This is a genomic window from Planococcus versutus (genome assembly GCF_001186155.3).
Classification (GTDB): domain Bacteria; phylum Bacillota; class Bacilli; order Bacillales_A; family Planococcaceae; genus Planococcus; species Planococcus versutus.
Window position 1 is genome coordinate 3,226,751 of sequence record NZ_CP016540.2, and the last position, 22,875, is coordinate 3,249,625.

Below are 22,875 nucleotides of genomic sequence, written 5' to 3' on the forward strand. Positions count from 1 at the left end.
AGCTACTCCTGTTCAGGGTTTCGTAAATAATAACCTACACCACGACGTGTCACAATCCAGGCTGGGTGACTTGGGTTATCTTCGATTTTCTCGCGTAAGCGTCGTACGGTAACATCCACTGTCCGAACGTCACCAAAATAATCATACCCCCATACCGTCTGTAGCAAATGCTCACGTGTCATTACTTGTCCGATATGCTTGCCTAGATAATGAAGTAACTCAAATTCACGATGAGTCAATTCAATGGTTTCTTCACGTTTTAGTACAAGATAAGCATCTGGTTGAATCGTCAATGCCCCTACTTGGATATCATTCGAGTTTTGGCCTTCATCTTCAGCAGGCACAATGTTTTGGCGACGTAAATTCGCTTTAACACGCGCAATCAATTCACGCGTCGAAAAAGGCTTTGTCACATAATCATCTGCCCCTAATTCCAGTCCCAATACTTTATCGATCTCCGAATCTTTTGCTGTTAGCATAATAATTGGAAAATCAAATTTCTTGCGAATTTCGCGGCATACTTCCATGCCATCACGATTCGGCAACATGATATCCAATAACATCAAGTCTGGTTGGATTTCTTCCGCAATTTTGATCGCTTCATCTCCATCATACGCACACACAACATTAAAGCCTTCTTTTTTTAAGTTAAATTGTAAAATATCTGCAATTGGTTTCTCATCATCTACAACTAATATCGTTTTACTCATCATTTTCTCCCCTTTTCTGTCTCGTCTATCCCTTTTATTCATACCGGTGCAACTTCTTTACTACCCTTTACTTTATCATTGTTTACGCTATTCCGCATCTATCAATAGCTAAACGTTGCACTACCTTGGTAGTGCAAAAATAGAGTATCAGCCTGAAAACAACAAAAAAACAGCCCCCAAAGGCGACTGCTTTCTTAGTACTGTTCGTTGTCTTATTGATATCTAATTGATTGCGACTAGTTCATTTAGAAAGAAGAGCAAAAAACAATAATTTCTTCCATCCTACTCAACATTATCTCCAAACACTTGTCACAATGTTTGTTTGGTTACGGTCAGGACCGACAGAGAAAATTGAAATTTGAACGCCTGTTAATTGTGCAATGCGCTCCAAATAATGACGTGCATTGTCAGGAAGTTCGTCTAGTGATTTGCAGCTAGTTACATCTTCAGACCAACCTGGAAGCTCTTCGTAAACAGGCTCGCATTCAGCAAGCATACGCAAATTTGCTGGATATTCTGTAATTAGTTCTCCGTTATGACGGTAAGCGGTACAAATTTTCACCGTATCAAGACCGGTCAAAACATCAATCGAGTTAACTGTTAAGTCTGTTAATCCACTAACACGTCTTGCGTGGCGAACAACCACACTGTCAAACCAGCCAATGCGGCGTGGACGTCCAGTTGTAGTTCCGTATTCTTTCCCAACTTCGCGAATTTGTTGACCCACTTCGTCAAACAATTCCGTTGGGAATGGGCCGTCTCCGACACGTGAAGTATAAGCTTTGCAAACTCCGATAACATGCTGAATCGTTGTTGGACCTACGCCTGCGCCAATTGTTACACCGCCCGCTACCGGGTTAGATGATGTTACGTACGGGTAAGTTCCTTGATCGATGTCGAGCATCACACCTTGAGCGCCTTCAAATAATACACGACGACCATCATCAATTGCATCATTCAAAACTTTTGAAGTGTCTGTTACGTATTTAGCAATTTCTTGACCATATGCGTAATACTCTTCCAAAATTTCTTCTACAGTAAATCCTTCTGTTTCATAGAATTTCTCGAATAGACGATTTTTTTCGTTTAAGTTCATGCGCAGTTTTTCCTCGAACACAACGTGGTCCAGTAAATCCGCCATACGAATTCCGACACGCGCTGCTTTGTCCATATAAGCAGGTCCGATGCCTTTACCTGTTGTTCCGATTTTGTTTGCTCCGCGTCTTGCTTCTTCTACTTCGTCTTGCTTGATATGGTATGGCAACAAAACGTGTGCGCGATTTGAAATGCGCAAGTTTTCCGTTGTAACGCCACGGTCATGAAGACCTTTCAATTCTTTCACAAGTGCTTTCGGATCCACAACCATGCCGTTTCCAATTACCGATGTTTTATCTTTATAGAAAATCCCAGAAGGAATCAAATGCAATTTATACGTTTCTCCACCAAAAATAATCGTGTGTCCCGCGTTATTGCCACCTTGGTAACGTGCAATTACTTCTGCATGTTCTGATAGAAAATCTGTGATTTTCCCTTTTCCTTCGTCTCCCCATTGCGTTCCTACTACTACGACTGATGTCATAATTCCGCACCTCCGTTAGGCATATGCCCTATCTCAAACAGTGTTTATTATACCAAGCAAAGACCTTACCGTCAATATAAAAAAGAAGAAAACACGAACATATAAATGTGTTACCACATTTAATGTTCGTGTTTAAAAGTCTCCGCCAGATTCATGCTGACTCCAGTCAATGGTAACAAATTTATTGTATTCTTTCACAAAAGCTAGTTTCACTGTACCAGTCGGGCCATTACGTTGTTTTGCGATGATAATTTCAATCATATTTTGATCTTCTGTTTCTTTATCGTAATAATCTTCACGATACAAGAACGACACAATATCGGCATCTTGCTCAATACTTCCGGATTCACGTAAATCCGACATCATCGGTCGTTTATCTTGCCGTTGTTCGACTCCACGAGATAACTGAGACAACGCGATAACCGGTACTTCGAGTTCACGAGCTAACCCTTTCAACGAACGAGAAATATCCGATACTTCTTGTTGACGGTTTTCTCCAGAACGTCCAGGTCCTTGGATTAGCTGAAGATAATCGATCATGATCATGCCAAGTCCATATTCCTGTTTTAGTCGACGACATTTGGCACGGATATCGTTCACTCGAATTCCAGGCGTATCATCGATGAAAATTCCAGCATTTGATAAACTACCCATAGCCATTGTCAACTTGCGCCAATCTTCGTTTTGAAGTGCTCCTGTCCGTAATACTTGTGCATCGATATTACCTTCCGCACATAGCATACGCATGACGAGCTGTTCAGCACCCATCTCCAAACTGAAAATCGCGACGTTTTCATCTGTTTTCGTTGCAACGTTTTGTGCCACGTTCAAAGCAAAAGCGGTCTTACCAACAGAAGGCCGTGCAGCCACGATAATCAAGTCGTTTCGTTGAAACCCTGCTGTTACCTTATCAAGGTCACGGAAGCCTGTAGGGATCCCTGTAACGTCGCCTTTGCGGGTATGCAGCAATTCGATATTGTCATAGGTCTTAACTAAGACGTCTTTGATATGAATAAAATCGCCAGCATTCTTACGATTCGATACTTCCATCATTTTTTTTTCAGCTTCAGCAAGCAAGGCTTCTACTTCGTCTTCACGTGTAAACCCATCCTCTACAATCGTTGTCGCTACTCGAATGAGGCGGCGCAATATCGCTTTTTCTTCCACAATATGAGCGTAATGCGCAACGTTTGCTGCCGTTGGTACGGCGTTAGCGATTTCCGTTAAATAAGATAAACCGCCAACGTCTTCTAATTCTTTTTTGACAGAAAGCTCTTCTGTCACAGTCACAACATCAATTGCTTTTCCGTGATCCGCTAAATTCAGCATCGTCTGGAAAATCTTTTGATGGGCAATGCGGTAAAAATCTTCTGCCATGACGATTTCAGCAACCGTGATCAGAGAAGGTGGTTCTAAAAAGATGGCGCCAATCACCGATTGTTCAGCTTCATGGTTGTGCGGGGGGACACGATCTATCGTTTCGTTCATCGGTGTCTCACCTTACGCTTCTTCGGTAACGTGAACTCGAAGTGTAGCGGTCACGTCATGATGAAGCTTTACAGGAATATTCGTATACCCAAGCGCACGAATAGCGTCGTCTAATTCCATTTTGCGTTTGTCTAACTTAATGCTGTGTTTTTTCTCAAGAGCTGTAGCTACTTGTTTAGTAGTGATGGATCCGAAAAGACGTCCATCTGCTCCAGACTTCGCAGTTAATTCGATTGTTAAGCCTTCAAGTGTGTCTTTTAATTGTTTTGCTTCTTCCAGTTCTTGGTCTGCTTCTTTTTGTTCTTTCTTCTTTTGACCGTCTAATTTACTGATCGTTGCTTGGTTTGCTTCGATTGCTAAGTTATTTTTCAATAAGAAATTATGCGCATAACCATCTGCTACGTTTTTGATGTCCCCTTTTTTACCTTTACCTTTTACGTCTTTCAAAAATATTACTTTCATTCTGTTGTTCCTCCTTCAGTATCTTCCATAATGACTGCTTTTAGTTGTTCAATCGCTTTTTCTATTGTGGTATTTGACATTTGCGTGGCAGCATTGGTTAAATGGCCACCACCGCCTAAGTTTTCCATGATTACTTGAACATTTACTTCACCCAGTGACCTGGCACTAATACCAATTGTGCTTTCTGTACGCTCAGCGACCACAAAAGACGCGTTAACGTCTTTCATCGTTAAAAGAATATCGGCAGTTTGTGCAATTAACACCGGGCTATAGAGACGGTCAGGTTCACCTTTGGCAATCGCAATGCCTGTGCCAACAAATTCTACCGTTTGAACGATTTTTGCACGCTCAACATAAGTTTCTAAGTCTTCTTTTAAAATGCGTTGAACAAGTACTGTATCTGCTCCATTTAAACGCAAATAAGATGCGGCTTCGAATGTCCGAGCGCCAGTCCTTAATGTAAAACTCTTAGTATCTACAATAATTCCGGCTAGCATAGCCGTTGCTTCTAACATGGATAGCTTTTCATGCTTTGGTTGGTATTCGATGAGCTCTGTTACCAATTCTGCCGTAGACGAAGCATAAGGCTCCATATAGACAAGCATGGTATTGGTGATAAATTCCTCACCTCTCCGGTGATGATCGATCAACACCACACGCTCCATCCGCTGGAGCACTCGCTCATCAATAACCATTGAAGGCTTGTGCGTATCAACGATAACCAGCAGGGAATTCTCAGTCATTTCTGCTAGAGCTTCTTCTGGTGTGATAAACTGAGCAAACAATTCTGGATCTGACTCAATTTCTTCCATTAATCTCATCACACTGCGATCATACTCATCAAAATCAAGAATAATTCGACCCTTGACTTTGTTCATAGCGGCCATTTTGGCTACTCCAACTGCGGCACCAATCGAATCCATATCCGGCATTTTATGTCCCATGATAAATACTTGATCACTTTCTTGAATCAAATCACGCAACGCATGCGATATGACGCGCGCTCTGACACGTGTTCGTTTTTCAACCGGGTTGGTCTTCCCACCATAAAACTTCACTTTTCCACTCGGATGCTTGATCGCTACTTGATCTCCGCCACGACCAAGAACTAAATCCAGACCAGACTGTGCCAAACTACCCAGTTCTACCAATGAAGCAGAACCTGCCCCAACACCAATACTTAAAGTTAACGCCACATTGTCTTTAGATGTCACTTCACGAATGTCATCCAAAATGGCGAATTTTGACAACTCAAGCTTTTCCAAAATCGATTCGTTAAACACTGCCATAAATCGATCAGAAGCAACACGCTTCACGAAAACTCCTTGATCTGAACCCCATTTGTTAATGAGTGATGTCACGACACTATTGATATTACTACGTGTTTGATCATCCATTCCCTGTGCAAGTTCATCGTAATTATCGATGAATAAAATACCGAGAACCGATCGGTCTGCGTAATAAAGCGACTCGATTTCTACTTGTTCAGTAATATCAAACAAATACAACAAGCGATCATCTGCTTTATAATACACGCGGTATTTGCGCTCGCCTAATGCAATTGTTGTTTCTTGTTGATCCTCTGATTTCACAAATACTTGAAAATCATCTGATAGCGCAAAAAGCGACTCACCGATCAAGGTATCGTATTCCAGTGCTGAAGTCATATAGGGATTTGCCCATTCGATGCCAAAATATTCATTGACTAACAAAATACCAATAGGCATCTCCAACAAAGCTTCTTCTCCAACTTTTTTCATTCGGTACGATAAAGTTTCAATGTGTTTTTCAGTTTCTTCATACACTTTTTTTTCGGTCACCCATGCTGCTGTAAAAGCCAGCAAAAAAAGCAGTGTGAAAATGCCGGCCGCCCATTCTGACCACAGCAAAATCATAATCGCTGCGGCCATACCAAGAACCAGCAATGCTATCAGTGGATATCGCAGTTTTCTTTTTCTGAAAAAAGCCGACATTATTCTTCAGCCCCTTATTTTCCTTTAAACTCGTGTGCTCGTTTGACCCAACCTCGAATATCGAATCCAAGGTCTACAATTCCGACTATGCTTGTAAATGACTGCAGTGGGAACGCTAGTAAAGTGACTAGCACGATGACCCATTTTGGCCACCCCTCTTGATAGATATAGAAGTGATAAAATGATACACCCTGCAAGAACAACAAGAATTGAAGTAGTACAGATACGTTTACAAACACCATATACGCCATCGTTCCAGGTTCAAATTCCGATAACATCGTCACGAGCAACACGATTAAATAATACCATAAAACAGATTTCGGTAATTTCATATCACGAAAAGGTGGAAACTTTGGAGCCTTAACGCCGAAGCGCTTTAAAATGGGCAGAAGGATTAGCAACAAGACCCATACCGATGCAAAAACACCTAATATCAAGAGCACCGGTAACAAAGTTTCAAACGAAAACTGCAGTTGCGTAACGAGTTCCTTATATTCTGCTATAGAAGCTTCAGAAGCACCTAACGTTTCCATAAATGCGCTTGTTTGCTCATAAGATTGATCAAAACTTGCTGTAAACTCTTCCAGCACATTGATGTCGAGCAGTACAATAGAAGCTACGTATTGAACCATCAAAGATGCTAACAACACAATGCTAGCACTCATGAACATGAATAATTTGCTTTTTTTATAATGGATTGAAATACCAATTGCCAATCCCAAAGGCAAATAAACCAACGCTAGTGGCAAAGACAAAAGACCGCCAATAATAAACGATAATACTAGGCAGACTGCTGAAAAAAGCATGGAAGCCTTCCACGGATATTTTGCACTGTACCAAGCGATGGGTACTGCTAAAAACAGCGCACTTAGTATACTTAAAACTGGCACATAAACTGAAATTGCCAAAAGCACTATAAATACACTTGCCATTAGTGCACCGTTGGTAAGTTGTTGCGGTTGTTGATTTTGCATATGACTGTATTTCCCCTTCTTTCGGGTAGATTTCATCTTTGCAATTGTACCATGATTCAACAACCTGAACAAAAGGAGCGGTTCCCTACAAGCCATAACAGCCGAACACCCCAAAGAGGCACGTTTTTTACTGCGTTAGTGACTCTTTTTTCTAAAGTTTTTCCCTCGTATACAAACACACAAAAAAAAAGACCGGTTTCCCGGTCTTTTTTTATAACTAAACTCCAGCCCCATTCAGATTTGACGAGTGCTTTCGCTTTTCTGTAATTATCTTTCTTCCGCAACAAACGGTAGAAGTGCCATGATACGTGAGCGTTTAATAGCGATTGTCAACTTACGTTGCCATTTAGCGCTAGTGCCTGTAACACGACGTGGCAAGATTTTCCCTCTTTCAGAAATAAATTTCTTCAAAAGATCCGTATCTTTATAGTCAATGTGCGTGATGTTGTTGGAATTAAAGTAACAAACCTTTTTCCGTTTCTTTCCTCCGCGACGTGGTGCCATATCGAATTACCTCCTTTACTTAATAGTTGTTCGTTAAAGTCAGTCCATCTTAAAACGGTAAATCATCATCTGATACTTCTATCGGACCGCTACCGCTTGAGAACGGATCTTCATCTACACGAGTATGATTTTGCTGACTTGGACTCGGTGATTGGTTCTGTTGATAGGAAGGCTGTTGCCCTTGTGAACGGTCCGCATTGGCGCTTTTCGGTTCAAGAAATTGAACACTGTCCGCCACTACTTCTGTTGTATAGACACGCTTCCCGTCTTGTCCCTCGTAGCTACCAGTTTGGATACGGCCTTCAACGCCAGCTAAGCTTCCTTTTTTCAAGAAATTCGCTGTATTTTCAGCTTGTTTGCGCCAAACAGTACAATTAATGAAATCAGTTTCGCGTTCACCTTGAGCGTTTGAGAAAGTCCGGTTTACAGCAAGTGTAAAACGAGCAACTGCCGCGCCGCTTGGTGTATAGCGAAGGTCTGGATCTTTTGTCAGTCTTCCGACTAAAACAACTCGGTTAATCATCAGAATTCAACCTCCTTCAAGTCAAAAAAATTTCAGTGCCATGATCCTGTTTACGCGTCTTTGCGTACAGCGATATGACGAATAATGTCTTCGTTAATGTTCGCAAGACGTGTGTATTCGTTGATTGCTTCTGTACCAGCGTTAATTTTTACGATTTGGTAGAAACCTTCACGTAAATCGTTGATTTCATAAGCTAAACGACGTTTACCCCACTCTTTCGACTCGATGATTTCAGCGCCGTTAGAAATAAGCATGTTGTTAAAACGCTCAACTAAAGCTTTTTTCGCTTCATCTTCAATCGCAGGCTGCATGATATACATTAATTCGTATTCTCTCATCGTGTTGTCACCTCCTCATGGACTTGGGCCCTGCTGTATCCAGCGGGCAAGGAGCAAGCAATTCATAATTATTACTCACATCACAGTATTGTATCACATGCATGATCGACTCGCAAGCATGTTTTTTCATTTGAAATGCATTATACTTTTACAATAAATTCAAAGGAAGTGAAACCATGTCACCTACTCGTATAATCGAATTAAAAATGGATACACTCGCACCAAAAATTCTTTGGTTTCATGTGGTTTTAATCGTCTTGTTTGCAATTACCTATCATTTTTTCAATAGTCCTTGGTCTTTCCACTTTTCTTTGAGTGCTACTTTCTTATTTGTAGTTGGCTACTTTATCTTGATAGTTGTGCACGAATTATTTCATTTAATCGGCTTTGTGCTATTTGGGAAAGTGCCAATTTCTTCCTTAAATTACGGCATCAACTTAAAGTTGGGCATCGCTTATGCTACGACAGGTCAACCTCTTCAAAATCATACTATGCGCAAAGTATTGTTGTTGCCTTTTTAGACGACGGCCTTTATTCCAACAGTCATCGGTTTTTGGACCGATAGCCAAGTGCTGGTCTTATTAGGTGCTATGTTGACCGCAGGAGCTTTTGGCGACTTTATCATGTACGCTGAGTTGCGCAAAGAAAAAAACACGGCATGGATTCTTGATGATCCTTCGCTGCCGCGCTTGTATGTTTACAGTGAACATCCTGGAACTGACAGCACCGACTAAAAATCAACGCTTTTTTATACTACAGAATGAACAATTTCCCATGTACCTGATGCAATCTGTTTTTTTAATAACTTTTTATCTTTGGCCATGTAAACCATGGTTTCATAGACGCTACTCTCTGACTCGACTTGAATTGTCACTTTGTCGTACAAATCTTTTTCAGGATTTCCAGAGTAATCTTCGAGGTAGTCTAACGCGGGCCATAAAACGTCGGGAATGTCATAAATCTCCCCTTCTACGGGGTTAGTACCCGATAACACTAGTGCGGGATATCCCATTTCAGTATCGTACAAAGTTCCTTTCGCTATCGCTCGTTCTTCCACTAATTCCGCTTCTTCCAAATAATCATGATACTTCCCGCCACGCTTAAGCGTTCCGTATGCAAATAACAACATGCTCAATTCCTCCATACAAAAACCGGATGCTCCAATGCATCCGGTTTTTTTAGTTTTAGTCTTGCACTTCCGCTAGATTGTCTTACGCCTGTCGGAGCATAGCGGTCGTTTCCGCTTTTAGACTTATCCAGCTGCGGTGGCCAGATTCTCGGGTCATAAGCCACTCTGGCTGTGCGGCAAAGAACGCCGCTTCGCCAGATCGTCTTACGCCTGTCGGAGCATAGCGGTCGTTTCCGCTTTTAGACGTTAAATCTAAATAGCATGACGTCGCCGTCTTTGACGATGTATTCTTTGCCTTCTTGACGTACTTTTCCTGCTTCTTTTGCAGCTGCCATTGATCCAATTTCGACCAAGTCATCGTAGGCAACTGTTTCGGCACGGATAAATCCACGTTCAAAATCAGAGTGAATAACGCCGGCACATTGTGGTGCTTTCATGCCTTTTTTGAATGTCCATGCACGAACTTCTTGAACGCCCGCTGTAAAATACGTTGCTAGTCCGAGAAGACTGTAAGCTGCTTTGACCAATTGATCTAGACCTGATTCTTTAATGCCCAACTCTTCAAGGAACATTTCTTTTTCCTCGTCTTCAAGTTCAGCCATTTCTTCTTCGATCTTCGCACAAATTACAATGACATCTGCATTATCTTTCGCTGCAAAGTCACGTACAGATTGAACGTATTCGTTGTTGTCTGCATCTGCAATTTCATCTTCTGCTACGTTTGCTACGTAAAGCATTGGTTTAATCGTTAATAAGTTTAAGCCTTGTGCAATCTTCAACTCATCTTCGGTGAAATCGATTGAACGTGCCAATTGGCCATTTTCAAAAGCTTCGCGTAATTTCATAAGAACGGGTTCTTCTGCAACTGCCTCTTTGTCTTTTTGTTTTACTAGTTTTGCGGCACGTGCAATACGCTTTTCAATACTTTCCATATCAGCTAAAATCAGTTCTAAGTTGATCACTTCAATATCTGAAATCGGATCGACTTTGCCTGTTACATGCGTAATGTTGTCATCAGCAAAACAACGAACAACTTGGCAAATTGCGTCAACTTCACGGATGTGGGATAAGAATTTGTTTCCTAGTCCCTCTCCCTTACTCGCGCCTTCTACAATCCCCGCAATGTCCGTAAACTCAAAAGCCGTTGGAACGGTTTTTTTCGGTTCTACCAATTCCGTCAATTTATCAAGACGCTCATCTGGAACTTCAACAATTCCTACGTTTGGATCTATTGTACAGAACGGGTAGTTTGCCGCTTCGGCACCCGCTTTAGTTATTGCGTTAAATAATGTGGATTTCCCCACGTTTGGTAACCCTACAATCCCTGCAGTTAATGCCATAGGATGCACAACCTTTCCTCTATATAAAATGAATTATTTTTTACACAACTGTTTCATTATAAGAACGAAACTTCAAATTGTCCATTTTTCATTCCGTTTCGGCTTTTACTAAAACTTTTTTCATTTTTTTATTAAATTCCATACGTGGCAACATCACACTATGCTGGCATCCTTCACATTTAATGCGGACGTCTGCTCCCATGCGAATAATCTTCCACGAATTGGTGCCACATGGATGACCTTTTTTCATTTCAACAAGATCATTTAATCCAAAATCCTTCATTTCCATGAATGTGCCTCCTTTTATTCGTTTCGTGCGTTTTTAGGCATCATAGCATCTTCTGGAGAACGCTGAATCATCACCATGCGCGGATACGGAATTTCTACACCTCGTTGATCTAAGAAATCTTTCAAATCTCGGCGCATTTCTCTCGCAATCGCAAAATGCTGCATTGGTAAAGTTTCTGCGGTAATCCGCATAACAATTTCAGTGGTCTTTAAAGTTTGGACGCCCAGCAACTCTGCAGGTTTAATAATTTGTTCATACCTATCTTGTAAATTTTCAAGAAACTCCATAATCAACACTTCTACGCGCTTTATATCAGATTCATAAGAAATGTTCACATCTACTACCGCAATCGAATTGTGAATTGAAAAGTTGACGACATCCATGATATTGCCGTTCGGAAAAATAAATAACTCCCCTGTCCAGGCTTTTACTTTTGTTGTTCGCAACCCAATTTCTTCAACCGTTCCTTCAGCAGCCCCAATCCGAACATAATCTCCAACAGAAAATTGATCTTCGAAAATGATAAAAAAGCCTGTAATCACATCACGAACTAAATTCTGAGCACCAAAGCCTACAGCTAAACCTAGAACTCCCGCACCTGCGATAAGTCCTGTGATGTCAATTGTAAATGCTGCCAAAATAGACACAATGGCGATAAAATAGACAACATAGGCAACTACGTTTGATAATAATTTTGATAAAGTTTGCTGTCTTCTTTCGTTATAAAGAAGCGGGCCTTTAATGCGTACAGAAAAAGTTTTTCGAATCAATATACGCAATACCTTCACTAGTACAACTGCAGCTACTGTTATCAAAATTACTTTTAGAAATACTAAAAACAAGCCTACCCACATAGCTTCGTCCGAAAGTACATTTATAATTTTTTCAATCATTTTTTCAACACTCACTCTTTCACCTTCCTAGCGCTTACATCAGATTAAATTTATAAATTACGGTAACCACCATACCAACCACAAGTATACCCGGCAATAGATTTGCCACTCTAATCTTTGTTATACCCATCAAATTTAACCCTATCGCAACAATCATAACGCCCCCAGTTGCGCTCATTTCCAAAATAAACATATCTAATGCCTCTGCTGGAATTGCCAAGCTAATTTGAGTAGCAAACAAAGCAATTAAACCTTGATAAACAAATACAGGTATTGCGGCTAACATGACACCAAACCCCAGTGTAGAAGCTAAAATAATAGAAGTAAATCCGTCAATAATCCCTTTAGAAATTAAAACGCCATGTTCATTGCTCAAGCCACTTTCCATCGCTCCAATAATTCCCATTGCTCCAATAACAAATATTAACGTTGCTGTTACAAATCCTTGTGCGAGGCTACCTTTGCTTTCTTTTGCACCGAGCATACGCTCTATCCAATGACCAAAATCATTGAGCTTTTCTTCTAACTGAGCCCATTCCCCTATCACTGTCCCTAATACCAAACTAATTATAACAATGACGAAATTCTGACTTCCTAATCCCATCTGTAAACCAAGCACAATGACGGATAATCCAATGACGTACATAACCGTTTCTTTCATTTTCTCTGAAATATTGCGAAGAGCTCTCCCAATAATGGTTCCCACAATAATTAAAACGGCATTTATTAATGTTCCTAAGAGAACCATTGCATCTCTCCTCCACAGCGTGCCTCTAAATTATTTAAGGGACTCTTCTCCCTCTTTTGAGCGCACTAGTTAATTTTCATTTATTAAAAAACAGAACCTATTCCCTTTTCCAAGGAAATAGGCACTGTCAGCTTAATAATTCGAGAATTCGCTCTAAATCATCTTCTGAGAAAAATTCAATTTCTATTTTTCCTTTATTCTTGTTTTTCTTAATTTGAACTTTTGTACCAAAACGATCTCTCAATTCAGATTGTTTTTCTTCAATAAAAATATCTCTCTTTTTCTCAATTGTTTCACGTGGAACATCTTCATTTAATCGCTGAACTAAGTTTTCTAATTGACGAACATTCAAATTTTCTTTAACAACTTTAGCTGCTGTTTCAGGAATAATTTTTTTGCTTCTTAATCCCAATAATGTACGTCCATGCCCCATTGATAATTCTTTGTCAGAGATCAATTTACGAACATCTTCTGGCAATGATAAAAGTCGAATATGGTTGGCAATATGAGGACGACTTTTACCTAATCGGAAGGCTAGTTGTTCTTGTGTTAAATTTAATGCTTCCATCAGTTTTTGATAGGCTTCTGCTTCTTCAATTGGTGTTAAGTCTTCACGTTGAAGATTTTCTAATATAGCAAGTTCCATCATTTGCTGATCTGTTAGCTCTTTAATGATTGCTGGAACTTTTTTTAATTTAACTAATTTCGCTGCACGGAAACGACGTTCTCCCACAACAATTTCGTATTTTTCTCCAGTTTTTCTGACGACAATCGGTTGTAAAATTCCGTGCTCTTTAATGGATTCTGCTAGTTCGTCTAACGCTTCTTGATCAAATTTTTTCCGCGGTTGGTACGGATTTGCCTTGATTTCACTTACACTGAGTTGATTTACTTTATCTGTATCATTGATTGTTTCGCCGGGAAACAACGCATTAATGCCTTTACCTAATCCTTTAGCCATTATGAATCACTTCCTTCGCCAATTCTAAGTATACTTCTGCGCCTCTAGACTTTGGATCATAAATAATGATTGGCTCTCCATGGCTTGGTGCTTCACTCAATCTGACGTTTCTCGGAATAATCGTTTTATACACTTTATCTTGAAAATATTTTTTTACTTCTTCTATTACTTGTACACCCAGGTTTGTCCGTGCATCCAGCATAGTAAGTAATACACCGTCAATCATCAAGTCATGATTTAAGTGTTTTTGTACTAAGCGAATTGTACTTAATAATTGGCTTAGCCCTTCCAATGCATAGTATTCACATTGTACTGGAATAATAATTGCATCAGAAGCTGTCAATGAATTCAACGTCAATAACCCTAAAGATGGTGGACAATCAATGATTATGTAATCATACATCTCTTTGACTTCTGCTAGTGCATTTTTCAAACGGGCCTCTCTTGAAATGGTCGAAACCAATTCAATTTCAGCTCCAGCTAAGGAAATGGTAGCGGGAACTACGTATAAATTCTCTACTTTTGTTTCCATAATTGTGTCTTTTACATCCACATCGTCAATCAATACTTCGTAAATGCATTTATCGACGTCTCCTTTGTTTACTCCTACTCCACTAGTAGCATTTCCTTGAGGATCAATATCTATTAACAGAACTTTCTTGCCTAGATAAGCAAGGCAGGCACTTAAGTTTACTGAAGAAGTCGTTTTTCCTACGCCGCCCTTTTGATTGGCGATCGCAATAGTTCTACCCACACTTGCACCAACTTTCTTTATTACTTAGTTTATTTTACTGTGAATTTCTTATTTTAGCTATTTTAGTACTCGAAAGGCACAGCTTTTACAGAATGTAGATTGATAAAATCAGTTTTTCAACTTATTACTGTTCTTATTTTTCTATTGTATCAAATTTTTTCAACAATACGTTGTTATTACTTGCAAAAAAACTCTTTCCATAGTGGAAAGAGTTTTTTATGATTTTTTCTTAGGTATTTTCACTGTGATTTGATAATATTCTTCATACTCTTCTTCCTCTGTGGTCAAATCAATTCCACTTTTAGTGACCATATTTAAAGATTCCTTTATCGTGTTCATAGCAATTCGCATATCTCTACTAACTGCTTTCCTTTGTGGTTTCGATTTTTTCGGCTCATTTACAAGCAATTTCCCCACTTTTAACTCAAGTTGCTTTACATTCAAGCTTTCTTCAATAGTTTCATCAAATAGTTTCTTTTGCTGCTCTGCATCTTTTACTTGTAAAAGAGCTCTTGCATGCCTTTCTGTTAGTAACCGACAGAGTAAAGCCGTCTGAATTTCTTCTGGCAACTTTAGCAACCGCAATTTATTAGCAACTGTAGATTGACCTTTACCGAGACGTTGCGCTAAGGCTTCTTGCGTTATCTCTTGTATTTCTAACAAATTTCGATAAGCATGAGCTTCTTCTATCGAAGTCAACTCCTCACGTTGAAGATTTTCTATTAATGCAATAGAAGCCGTTTCTTTATCACTTAAATTTCGAACGATTGCTGGAACTTCTGTCCATTCGAGTGATTTCATTGCACGAAAGCGTCGTTCTCCTGCAATAATTTCATATTGCCCTTTATGATCAGATTCTCTGACTACAATTGGCTGAATTACACCATGAACATGAATCGTCCGCGCAAGTTCTTCGATTTTCTCTTGATCAAAAACTGTTCTTGGCTGGAATTTATTAGCATGTATTTTATCAAGTGGTAATTTGACGACGTTTTCTGAAGACTTGTGTTCTACCACTTCTTTTTTTGCTGTTTCATTTTCTTTATCGCCGCCTCCAAAGAAACGTGAGAAAGGACTTTTCACCTTCTAGCACCACCTTTACATGCTTTCTTTGTTAGTAAGAGTAAGTATCGTTCGCTTTTTCTTAAAACCCTAATGTTTCACGTGGAACATTAAGCAATTGGTGATTTGTTTGGAACTCCTGCTTTTCGCGGATATTTTTTTGGCGTTTCTTTAAACTTTTTAAAAATTTGAATATAACGTTCACTTTCTTCTATTGGTAATAAAAAAGAGAATACTTTTTCAAGTTTCACACCAAGTTTCTGTAATGCCATTTCAGCATCTTCTAGCTCATTAGATGCTGATGCTGCTTTCATCGCTGCAAATACGCCACCTTTTTTAACTAGTGGTACACATAATTCCGCTAGTACAGATAGACGTGCTACAGCACGTGCCGTCACAACATCGTAGCTTTCACGATGATTAGACTGACCAAAATCTTCTGCTCTTGAATGAATAAATTCTACTTTAGTCAATCCAAGCTCACTACTTAAATGCTGTAAAAATTGAATACGTTTGTTTAACGAATCTACTATTGTAACCTCTATATGAGGAAAGCAGATTTTAAGTGGGATACTAGGAAATCCAGCTCCGGCTCCAACGTCACAAACCTTCATTTTTTTTGTGAAATCCAAGTAAAAGGCTGCTGTAATAGAATCGTAAAAATGCTTTAAGTAAACTGCAGGTTGTTCGGTTATTGCCGTAAGGTTCATCTTTTCATTCCACTCAACTAATTCTTTGTAATAGATTCGGAATTGGTCGAGTTGTTTTTCGGTTAAAATGATCCCTTTTTCTTTGAGACCGTCCTTAAACTGCTGTTCATTCAAACTAGCTCCTCCTTCTTTCGAACTTTTATGTAAAAAAGAAATGAGCTGGTATGCGCCAGCCCATTTTGTTGTCTAGCTTATGCCTTTTGTTCGATCTTTTGCATGATTTATGGAAGTTTTCGACCTTTGCTTATTATACAGGTATTTTTGCAATCTTTCCTTGTTCAATATACACCAATAAAATGGATATGTCAGCCGGATTGACACCAGAGATGCGTGATGCCTGTGCAATAGATAGCGGACGAACTTCTGCTAATTTAGCTCGAGCTTCAGATGCAATTCCAGAAATAGCATGATAATCAATATTGTCTGGGATTTTTTTATTTTCCATTTTTTTAAGTTTATCAACTTGTAGCAAGGATTTCTCAATATAGCCTTCATACTTAATATGAATTTCTACTTGTTCTTTTACTTCGTTTTCAAGCTCTACAGAAGAAGCTGTCAGCTGCGAAATCATATCGTAAGTCATTTCTGGACGCTTCAATAAATCAGCTCCACGAATGCCGTCTTTTAATTCACTGCCTCCTGCTTCACGAATTAGTTGCTGAGTTGCTTCATTGGGCTTGATCATGATACTTCTTAATCGTTTAATTTCTTCTTCAATCCGCTCTTTTTTAGCAAGAAATTTTACGTAACGATCTTCTTTTATCATACCAATTGCATAAGCTAATTCTGTTAAACGAATATCAGCATTGTCATGACGAAGCAATAAGCGATATTCTGCACGAGATGTTAGTAAACGATAAGGTTCACTGGTTCCTTTTGTCACTAAATCATCAATTAATACGCCAATATACGCATCCGATCGGCTCAAAATAACTTCTTTTTTGCCTAGTACTTTTGCTGCAGCATTGATTCCGGCCATTAGGCCTTGCCCTGCTGCTTCTTCGTAACCAGATGTTCCGTTAATTTGACCTGCTGTGTATAGATTTACAATTTTTTTAGTCTCTAATGTTGGCCATAATTGCGTCGGAACGATTGCATCATATTCTATGGCATATCCTGCACGCATCATTTCAGCCTTCTCAAGCCCTGGAACCGACTCTATTAGCTTACGCTGGACATGTTCAGGTAAACTTGTTGAAAGCCCTTGTACGTAAACCTCGCGCGTATTACGACCTTCTGGCTCTAAAAATATTTGATGGCGCGGTTTATCGTTAAACCGAACTACTTTATCTTCGATTGAAGGACAGTAGCGTGGACCTGTTCCTTTGATCATTCCTGAATACATCGGTGACAAATGAAGATTGTCATCAATAATTTGATGTGTTTTTTCGTTTGTATAAGTTAGCCAGCATGGCAACTGATCAGTGATGTATTCAGTTGTTTCATGACCAAATGCACGTGGCACATCATCACCAGGTTGAATTTCTGTTTTGCTGTAATCAATGCTATTGCTGTTTACACGTGGAGGTGTGCCCGTTTTAAAACGAACGGTATCAAATCCAAGCTTCTCCAAGTTTTCTGCCAACTTTATAGAAGGCTGTTGATTGTTTGGTCCACTTGAATAACGCAAATCTCCAATAATAATTTCACCACGTAAAAACGTTCCAGTCGTAATAACGACTGATTTCGCACGGTAAATACCGCCTACTTGTGTAACGAGGCCTTGAATTGTGCCATCCTCGACAATCAATTCTTCAGCAACGCCTTGATGCAAGGTTAGATTTGGTGATTCTTCCATTAACCGTTTCATTTCTTGTTGGTAAAGAACTTTATCCGCTTGTGCGCGCAATGCACGTACAGCAGGTCCTTTAGCAGTATTCAACATTCTCATTTGAATGTGCGTTTTATCGATTACGCGTCCCATAGCTCCGCCAAGTGCGTCAATTTCACGTACAACAATGCCTTTTGCTGGTCCACCAATAGATGGGTTACATGGCATAAATGCGATCATATCCAGATTCATCGTCAAAACAAGCGTTTTAGCGCCCATTCGCGCAGACGCAAGAGCAGCTTCCGCTCCTGCATGTCCAGCTCCTACTACGATGACATCGAACGTGCCTGCTTCGTATTGTGGCATGTTCGTTCATTCCCTTCGAGTTTTATTTCCCTAAACAGAACTGAGAGAATAATTGGTTTAAGAGACCGTCATCTGCAGTATCTCCAATAATTTCACCAAGAAGTTCCCACGTTCGAGTAACATCAATTTGAATCATATCTACTGGAACTTCCATTTCAGCAGCTCCAATAGCATCTGAAATGGTTTTATGTGCCTGGTGCAGCAATGCAATGTGGCGCACATTGGACACATAAGTCATATCCCCTGCTTCGATCGCTCCTTGGAAAAACAAAGCAGCAATGGCTTCTTCCAGTTGATCAATTCCTTCTTCTTCAATTAAAGAAGTCGTTACTAGCAATTTATTGCCAGCTAGTTTTTGTACTTTTTCCAAATCAATCTTCTGAGGCAAGTCAGTTTTGTTTATCACAACGATATAATCCATGTCTTTAACCGTCTCAAACAATAGTTCGTCTTCTGAAGTTAGCGCTTCTGCATAATTTAACACGTAAAGAATCAAATCAGCTTCTTTCAAGACTTTTCTTGAACGCTCAACACCGATTCGCTCGACAATATCTTCTGTTTCACGAATACCAGCTGTATCCACTAAACGCAGTGGAACACCTCGAACATTTACGTATTCTTCTATTATATCACGGGTTGTCCCCGCTATTTCTGTGACAATTGCTTTATTTTCCTGGACCAGACTATTTAGTAGGGAAGATTTTCCGACATTGGGTCTACCCAATATGACGGTTGACAACCCTTCTCGTAAAATTTTCCCTTGCGAAGACGTTTTCAGCAATTTATCGATTTCCGAACGAACCCATTTGGATTTTTCCAGCATAATCGGTCGTGTCATTTCTTCTACATCGTCATATTCTGGATAATCGATGTTTACTTCCATTTGAGCAATCGATTCAAGTAAGGCTTGACGTAATGTGCCGATTAGTTTTGATAGCTTGCCTTCCATTTGATTGAGTGCAACGTCCATAGCCCGATCTGTTTTCGCACGAATCAAGTCCATTACTGCTTCTGCTTGAGACAAATCGATACGACCATTTAAAAAGGCACGTTTCGTAAACTCGCCAGGTTCCGCTAGTCTGGCTCCTGCACGCAATACCAATTCAAGCACACGATTTACGGAAACAATTCCCCCGTGGCAATTAATTTCAATTACATCTTCTCGCGTGAAGGTTTTAGGTGCTTTCATGAGCGACACCATAACTTCTTCTGCTATTTCACCAGTCGCTGGATCTTCGAGGTGTCCATAATGAATGGTATGCGTTATTTGAGAAGACAACGCCTTTTTGCTAGGAGCTCGGAACAGCTTGTCCGCAATTGCAACGGCTTCTGGACCGCTCAAGCGAACAATAGCGATGGCTCCTTCTCCACTCGGTGTCGAGATGGCAGCGATTGTATCGAATTCCATGTTGTTCCCTCCTCTTAAAAAAAAGCAACACTTTACGTTCTGTGGATAACAAACAAAACGAGTCAGCAGACCACATATTCACTTATATGTTTTTTTCTTTATTTCTGCCTAAAAAAAGTTGTCCACATGTGGACAACCAGTAAACGAACGTGGCTTTCTAACATATTACAATAGCATAAATTGCACGAAATCAAAAGACACAGTGCTTCATATTGCTAAATTTCGTTAATTTAACATAAAAAAAGCCCACCATTTCGGTGAGCTTTAACTTATTTATGAGGTTCAATTACTAGATAACGATTCGGATCTTTGCCTTCAGAATACGTATCAATATCAAAGCGTCTTGACAATGATTGATGAATCACTTTTCGTTCGTACGATGGCATTGGTTCGAACTGAACACGTCCACCTGTCCGAATTGCTTTGTCGGCCATGCGATCTGCTAGTTGCTCTAGCGTTTCTTGGCGACGTTCACGATAATTCTCAGCATCTAATTGAACAATCATAAATTGGTTTGAGTGTTTATTTGCAACTAGTTGAGCTAATTGTTGAAGCGAATTTAACGTCTGTCCTCGCTTACCAATTAACATCGCTACTTTTTTACTTTCAAGGTAAAAATTAATTTTTTTGCCTCGTTTTTCATGTGTAATGGTTAAATCTTCAATTTTCATACCTTTAGCAATCGATTGAATATACTTTTTTGTTTCTTCAATCGCTTTTTCGTTAGGAATAGCAGGAATTTCTTCCTCTTTTTCTTCTTTAAGCAGTATTACAGGTGTTTCAATGGTTTCAACAGCTTGTTCTGGTGTTACATCTTGTTCAGAAAGCAATTGTTTTTCGATTATACTAACTTCAACTTCTGCTTTTTTTGCACCAAAACCAAAAAATCCTTTTTTCTCTTCTTGAATAATCGTAATGTTTACTTCTTCACGTGTAACTTGGAGTTTTTCTAATGCTTCAGATATCGCGTTTTCAACAGTTAAACCCGTTTGCGTAATCTGTTTCACTTTTTAGCCCCTCCTGCTTTCATTTTAACAGGCTGCTGCACATCTTTTTTCTCCCACGGACGGTAAATTACCAAGTTTTGGATCAGTGAAATGATATTTCCGATGACCCAGTACAATGTCAAAGCGGAAGGTAACACGATACCAAATCCAATAATCATAACCGGCATAAAATACATCATAATTCTCATTTGAGGATTATCCATTGCTGGTCCTGTACGCAAAACAGTGAATTGCATTAATCCAGCAACAACAGCTAAAATAATGCTCGGTTCTGCTAACGGAAAAATAAGGAATGAGCCCAAATCGATCTCAGGTGTATTGTTCATTCGGCTAATGGCATGATAAAACCCAATTAATACAGGCATTTGAATCAAAACAGGTAAACAACCTGCCATTGGATTAACACCTTTTTCCTGGAATAACGCCATCATTTCTTTTTGGTATTTTTGTTGTGTAACAGCATCTTTAGACTTGTACTGTTCTTTTAGTTTCACAAGTTCAGGCTGCACTTCTTGCATGCGCTTCGAACTTTTTGTTTGTTTGATCATCAACGGCAACATAACTAAACGAATAATAATAGTTACTGCGATAATCCCAAAACCGTAAGTGCCTAGTAAACCTTTAAAGAATTTGATCGTTGACACCAATGGCCAAACGATAAATTCATTCCAAAATCCTTCGCTCTGGTCACTGATCGGCTGATCAAACTCTGTACAGCCAGAAAGCAGCAAGGTTACTGCGATCAGTGAAATAAGTAAAACTAATTTCTTATTCACCCTTCTTCCCCCAAACTAATTTCAATTACTTCTATAATAACATCTATTTCGCAATGTCTTCTACTCTTTCGGTAATACCCGTGCAATTTTCAAAACGTGTTCGAGACTTTTCTTGCTTTCGTGAAAGTCCAATGTGGCCGCCTGTGGTCGGGCGATAATAATGTAATCTACATTCGGTAATAGCTCCTCTTTCAATTCCAAGAAAGTTTGCCTAATGTACCGTTTGATTCGGTTACGTGCTACTGCATTGCCTACTTTTTTACTAACGGATAGCCCTAAACGAAATTCAGTTTGTTCACTTTTTAATATATAAACGATAAACTGTCGATTTGCAAAAGATTTTCCTTTTTTAAAAATTTGCTGAAATTCTTTATTCTTCTTGATCCGTTGATCTTTGTTCATTCTTTCACCTGCTTATTTTAATACTTTCCCACTCAAATGAAGCAGAAAAGAAAAAAAAGACCACTGATGCGGTCAGTGGACTTAAGCTGATAGTACTTTTCTACCTTTACGACGACGAGCTGCAATTATGCGACGTCCGTTCTTTGTGCTCATACGTGCTCTAAAGCCGTGTACTTTGCTGTGCTTACGTGTTTTTGGTTGGTATGTGCGTAATGTCATATATGACACCTCCTATATTGAGAGTTAACTATTTTTCTAAAGACAGTCTCGACTATTATAAAGGTGCAAAGGTATAAATGTCAACGTTTGATATGAAAACACTCTCATTCTCTCTCCATTGCTTAGACCAAGTTATACACAATTGTTTTCACTTTCTCTTAATGACCTGTTCGCTACTTTTTCTTGAAAAATAATTATCCACATGTCTTATCTACAAGTTTTCAACATACAAACTGCTTGTGGATAGGATTATTGTGCAGAAAAATTATTATGTGGATAAGTTAAAGAACTTCTTGTATTGTCTACTCTTTTTTGGTAACATTAACTTGTTTTCACTTGTTAACAATTTTCCACTCAAATAAGTTATCCACAAATTGTGGGTAAGGTGTGGATAGTTATTCACCAGCTTGTTTACGAACGTTATCCACAGGCTGTGATTTTGTGTATGATATACTTTAAAATATCGTTAAATATAAAGGAGACGAGCTA

The 22,875-nt window shown here is 39.4% G+C and carries 26 protein-coding genes; 2 read left to right on the forward strand and 24 right to left on the reverse strand.

Going from position 1 to position 22,875, the window contains the following annotated elements:
* Nucleotides 1-2 precede the first annotated feature (2 nt).
* From yycF to rpsF, 9 genes are all read right to left on the reverse strand, one after another.
* Nucleotides 3-710, reverse strand: coding sequence for a response regulator YycF (gene yycF / locus I858_RS16200; RefSeq protein ID WP_049693567.1), 708 nt, complete (start codon nt 708-710; stop codon nt 3-5).
* A gap of 292 nt (nt 711-1,002) precedes the next feature.
* The gene (locus I858_RS16205; RefSeq protein ID WP_049693566.1) at nt 1,003-2,289 is read right to left on the reverse strand and encodes an adenylosuccinate synthase; all 1,287 of its coding nucleotides are present in this window, start codon (nt 2,287-2,289) and stop codon (nt 1,003-1,005) included.
* A gap of 132 nt (nt 2,290-2,421) precedes the next feature.
* On the reverse strand, nt 2,422-3,777 hold the full coding sequence (dnaB, locus tag I858_RS16210; protein ID WP_049693565.1) for a replicative DNA helicase: 1,356 nt from the start codon (nt 3,775-3,777) through the stop codon (nt 2,422-2,424).
* A gap of 12 nt (nt 3,778-3,789) precedes the next feature.
* A complete protein-coding gene (gene rplI / locus I858_RS16215) occupies nt 3,790-4,239 on the reverse strand; it encodes a 50S ribosomal protein L9 (RefSeq protein WP_049693564.1) in 450 nt (149 codons plus the stop codon).
* Nucleotides 4,236-6,212, reverse strand: coding sequence for a DHH family phosphoesterase (locus tag I858_RS16220; RefSeq protein WP_049693563.1), 1,977 nt, complete (start codon nt 6,210-6,212; stop codon nt 4,236-4,238). Before I858_RS16220 ends, rplI begins: the two co-directional genes overlap by 4 nt.
* 14 nt (nt 6,213-6,226) lie before the next feature.
* Entirely contained in the window at nt 6,227-7,186 is a 960-nt protein-coding gene (locus I858_RS16225; RefSeq protein WP_049693562.1) for a YybS family protein, read from the reverse strand.
* Nucleotides 7,187-7,453: 267 nt separating this feature from the next.
* Nucleotides 7,454-7,690, reverse strand: coding sequence for a 30S ribosomal protein S18 (gene rpsR, locus I858_RS16230; RefSeq protein ID WP_049693561.1), 237 nt, complete (start codon nt 7,688-7,690; stop codon nt 7,454-7,456).
* 49 nt (nt 7,691-7,739) lie between these two features.
* Entirely contained in the window at nt 7,740-8,213 is a 474-nt protein-coding gene (ssb, locus tag I858_RS16235; RefSeq protein WP_049693560.1) for a single-stranded DNA-binding protein, read from the reverse strand.
* Nucleotides 8,214-8,263: 50 nt separating this feature from the next.
* Complete coding sequence (gene rpsF / locus I858_RS16240; protein ID WP_049693559.1) at nt 8,264-8,551, reverse strand: 30S ribosomal protein S6; 288 nt, start codon at nt 8,549-8,551, stop codon at nt 8,264-8,266.
* Nucleotides 8,552-8,727: 176 nt separating this feature from the next.
* On the opposite strand from rpsF, the gene I858_RS17640 reads away from it, so the two are divergent.
* On the forward strand, nt 8,728-9,072 hold the full coding sequence (locus I858_RS17640; RefSeq protein WP_338046068.1) for a metalloprotease family protein: 345 nt from the start codon (nt 8,728-8,730) through the stop codon (nt 9,070-9,072).
* A gap of 48 nt (nt 9,073-9,120) precedes the next feature.
* Complete coding sequence (locus I858_RS17645; RefSeq protein WP_338046069.1) at nt 9,121-9,285, forward strand: hypothetical protein; 165 nt, start codon at nt 9,121-9,123, stop codon at nt 9,283-9,285.
* A 14-nt stretch (nt 9,286-9,299) separates the two neighbouring features.
* On the opposite strand, the gene I858_RS16250 is transcribed toward I858_RS17645, so the two are convergent.
* The 15 genes from I858_RS16250 to rpmH all read right to left on the reverse strand — a co-directional run bounded on the left by I858_RS16250 (nt 9,300) and on the right by rpmH (nt 22,386).
* Complete coding sequence (locus I858_RS16250) at nt 9,300-9,680, reverse strand: gamma-glutamylcyclotransferase family protein (protein ID WP_049693558.1); 381 nt, start codon at nt 9,678-9,680, stop codon at nt 9,300-9,302.
* 239 nt (nt 9,681-9,919) lie between these two features.
* On the reverse strand, nt 9,920-11,020 hold the full coding sequence (gene ychF / locus I858_RS16255) for a redox-regulated ATPase YchF (protein ID WP_049693585.1): 1,101 nt from the start codon (nt 11,018-11,020) through the stop codon (nt 9,920-9,922).
* Nucleotides 11,021-11,108: 88 nt separating this feature from the next.
* Nucleotides 11,109-11,309 carry a DUF951 domain-containing protein gene (locus I858_RS16260; RefSeq protein ID WP_049693557.1) on the reverse strand — a complete coding sequence of 67 codons (201 nt, stop codon included), beginning with the start codon at nt 11,307-11,309 and terminating at the stop codon, nt 11,109-11,111.
* A 14-nt stretch (nt 11,310-11,323) separates the two neighbouring features.
* A complete protein-coding gene (locus tag I858_RS16265) occupies nt 11,324-12,217 on the reverse strand; it encodes a mechanosensitive ion channel family protein (RefSeq protein ID WP_049693556.1) in 894 nt (297 codons plus the stop codon).
* Between the two features lie 19 nt (nt 12,218-12,236).
* On the reverse strand, nt 12,237-12,950 hold the full coding sequence (locus I858_RS16270; protein WP_049693555.1) for a DUF554 domain-containing protein: 714 nt from the start codon (nt 12,948-12,950) through the stop codon (nt 12,237-12,239).
* 127 nt (nt 12,951-13,077) lie between these two features.
* Nucleotides 13,078-13,911 carry a ParB/RepB/Spo0J family partition protein gene (locus I858_RS16275; protein ID WP_049693554.1) on the reverse strand — a complete coding sequence of 278 codons (834 nt, stop codon included), beginning with the start codon at nt 13,909-13,911 and terminating at the stop codon, nt 13,078-13,080.
* On the reverse strand, nt 13,904-14,665 hold the full coding sequence (locus tag I858_RS16280; protein ID WP_049693553.1) for a ParA family protein: 762 nt from the start codon (nt 14,663-14,665) through the stop codon (nt 13,904-13,906). Before I858_RS16280 ends, I858_RS16275 begins: the two co-directional genes overlap by 8 nt.
* Nucleotides 14,666-14,881: 216 nt before the next feature.
* The gene (gene noc / locus I858_RS16285) at nt 14,882-15,748 is read right to left on the reverse strand and encodes a nucleoid occlusion protein (RefSeq protein WP_049693552.1); all 867 of its coding nucleotides are present in this window, start codon (nt 15,746-15,748) and stop codon (nt 14,882-14,884) included.
* Nucleotides 15,749-15,837: 89 nt separating this feature from the next.
* Nucleotides 15,838-16,551 (reverse strand): 16S rRNA (guanine(527)-N(7))-methyltransferase RsmG, encoded by a 714-nt coding sequence (rsmG, locus tag I858_RS16290; RefSeq protein ID WP_049693551.1) that lies wholly within the window; start codon nt 16,549-16,551, stop codon nt 15,838-15,840.
* Nucleotides 16,552-16,684: 133 nt separating this feature from the next.
* Nucleotides 16,685-18,574 (reverse strand): tRNA uridine-5-carboxymethylaminomethyl(34) synthesis enzyme MnmG, encoded by a 1,890-nt coding sequence (mnmG, locus tag I858_RS16295; protein ID WP_049693550.1) that lies wholly within the window; start codon nt 18,572-18,574, stop codon nt 16,685-16,687.
* A 22-nt stretch (nt 18,575-18,596) separates the two neighbouring features.
* On the reverse strand, nt 18,597-19,982 hold the full coding sequence (gene mnmE, locus I858_RS16300; RefSeq protein WP_049693549.1) for a tRNA uridine-5-carboxymethylaminomethyl(34) synthesis GTPase MnmE: 1,386 nt from the start codon (nt 19,980-19,982) through the stop codon (nt 18,597-18,599).
* A 269-nt stretch (nt 19,983-20,251) separates the two neighbouring features.
* On the reverse strand, nt 20,252-20,989 hold the full coding sequence (gene jag, locus I858_RS16305; RefSeq protein WP_049693548.1) for an RNA-binding cell elongation regulator Jag/EloR: 738 nt from the start codon (nt 20,987-20,989) through the stop codon (nt 20,252-20,254).
* Complete coding sequence (gene yidC, locus I858_RS16310) at nt 20,986-21,765, reverse strand: membrane protein insertase YidC (RefSeq protein WP_049693547.1); 780 nt, start codon at nt 21,763-21,765, stop codon at nt 20,986-20,988. Before yidC ends, jag begins: the two co-directional genes overlap by 4 nt.
* 60 nt (nt 21,766-21,825) lie before the next feature.
* Nucleotides 21,826-22,167 carry a ribonuclease P protein component gene (gene rnpA, locus I858_RS16315; protein ID WP_049693546.1) on the reverse strand — a complete coding sequence of 114 codons (342 nt, stop codon included), beginning with the start codon at nt 22,165-22,167 and terminating at the stop codon, nt 21,826-21,828.
* Between the two features lie 81 nt (nt 22,168-22,248).
* Nucleotides 22,249-22,386, reverse strand: coding sequence for a 50S ribosomal protein L34 (gene rpmH / locus I858_RS16320; protein WP_049693545.1), 138 nt, complete (start codon nt 22,384-22,386; stop codon nt 22,249-22,251).
* Nucleotides 22,387-22,875: the final 489 nt, after the last annotated feature.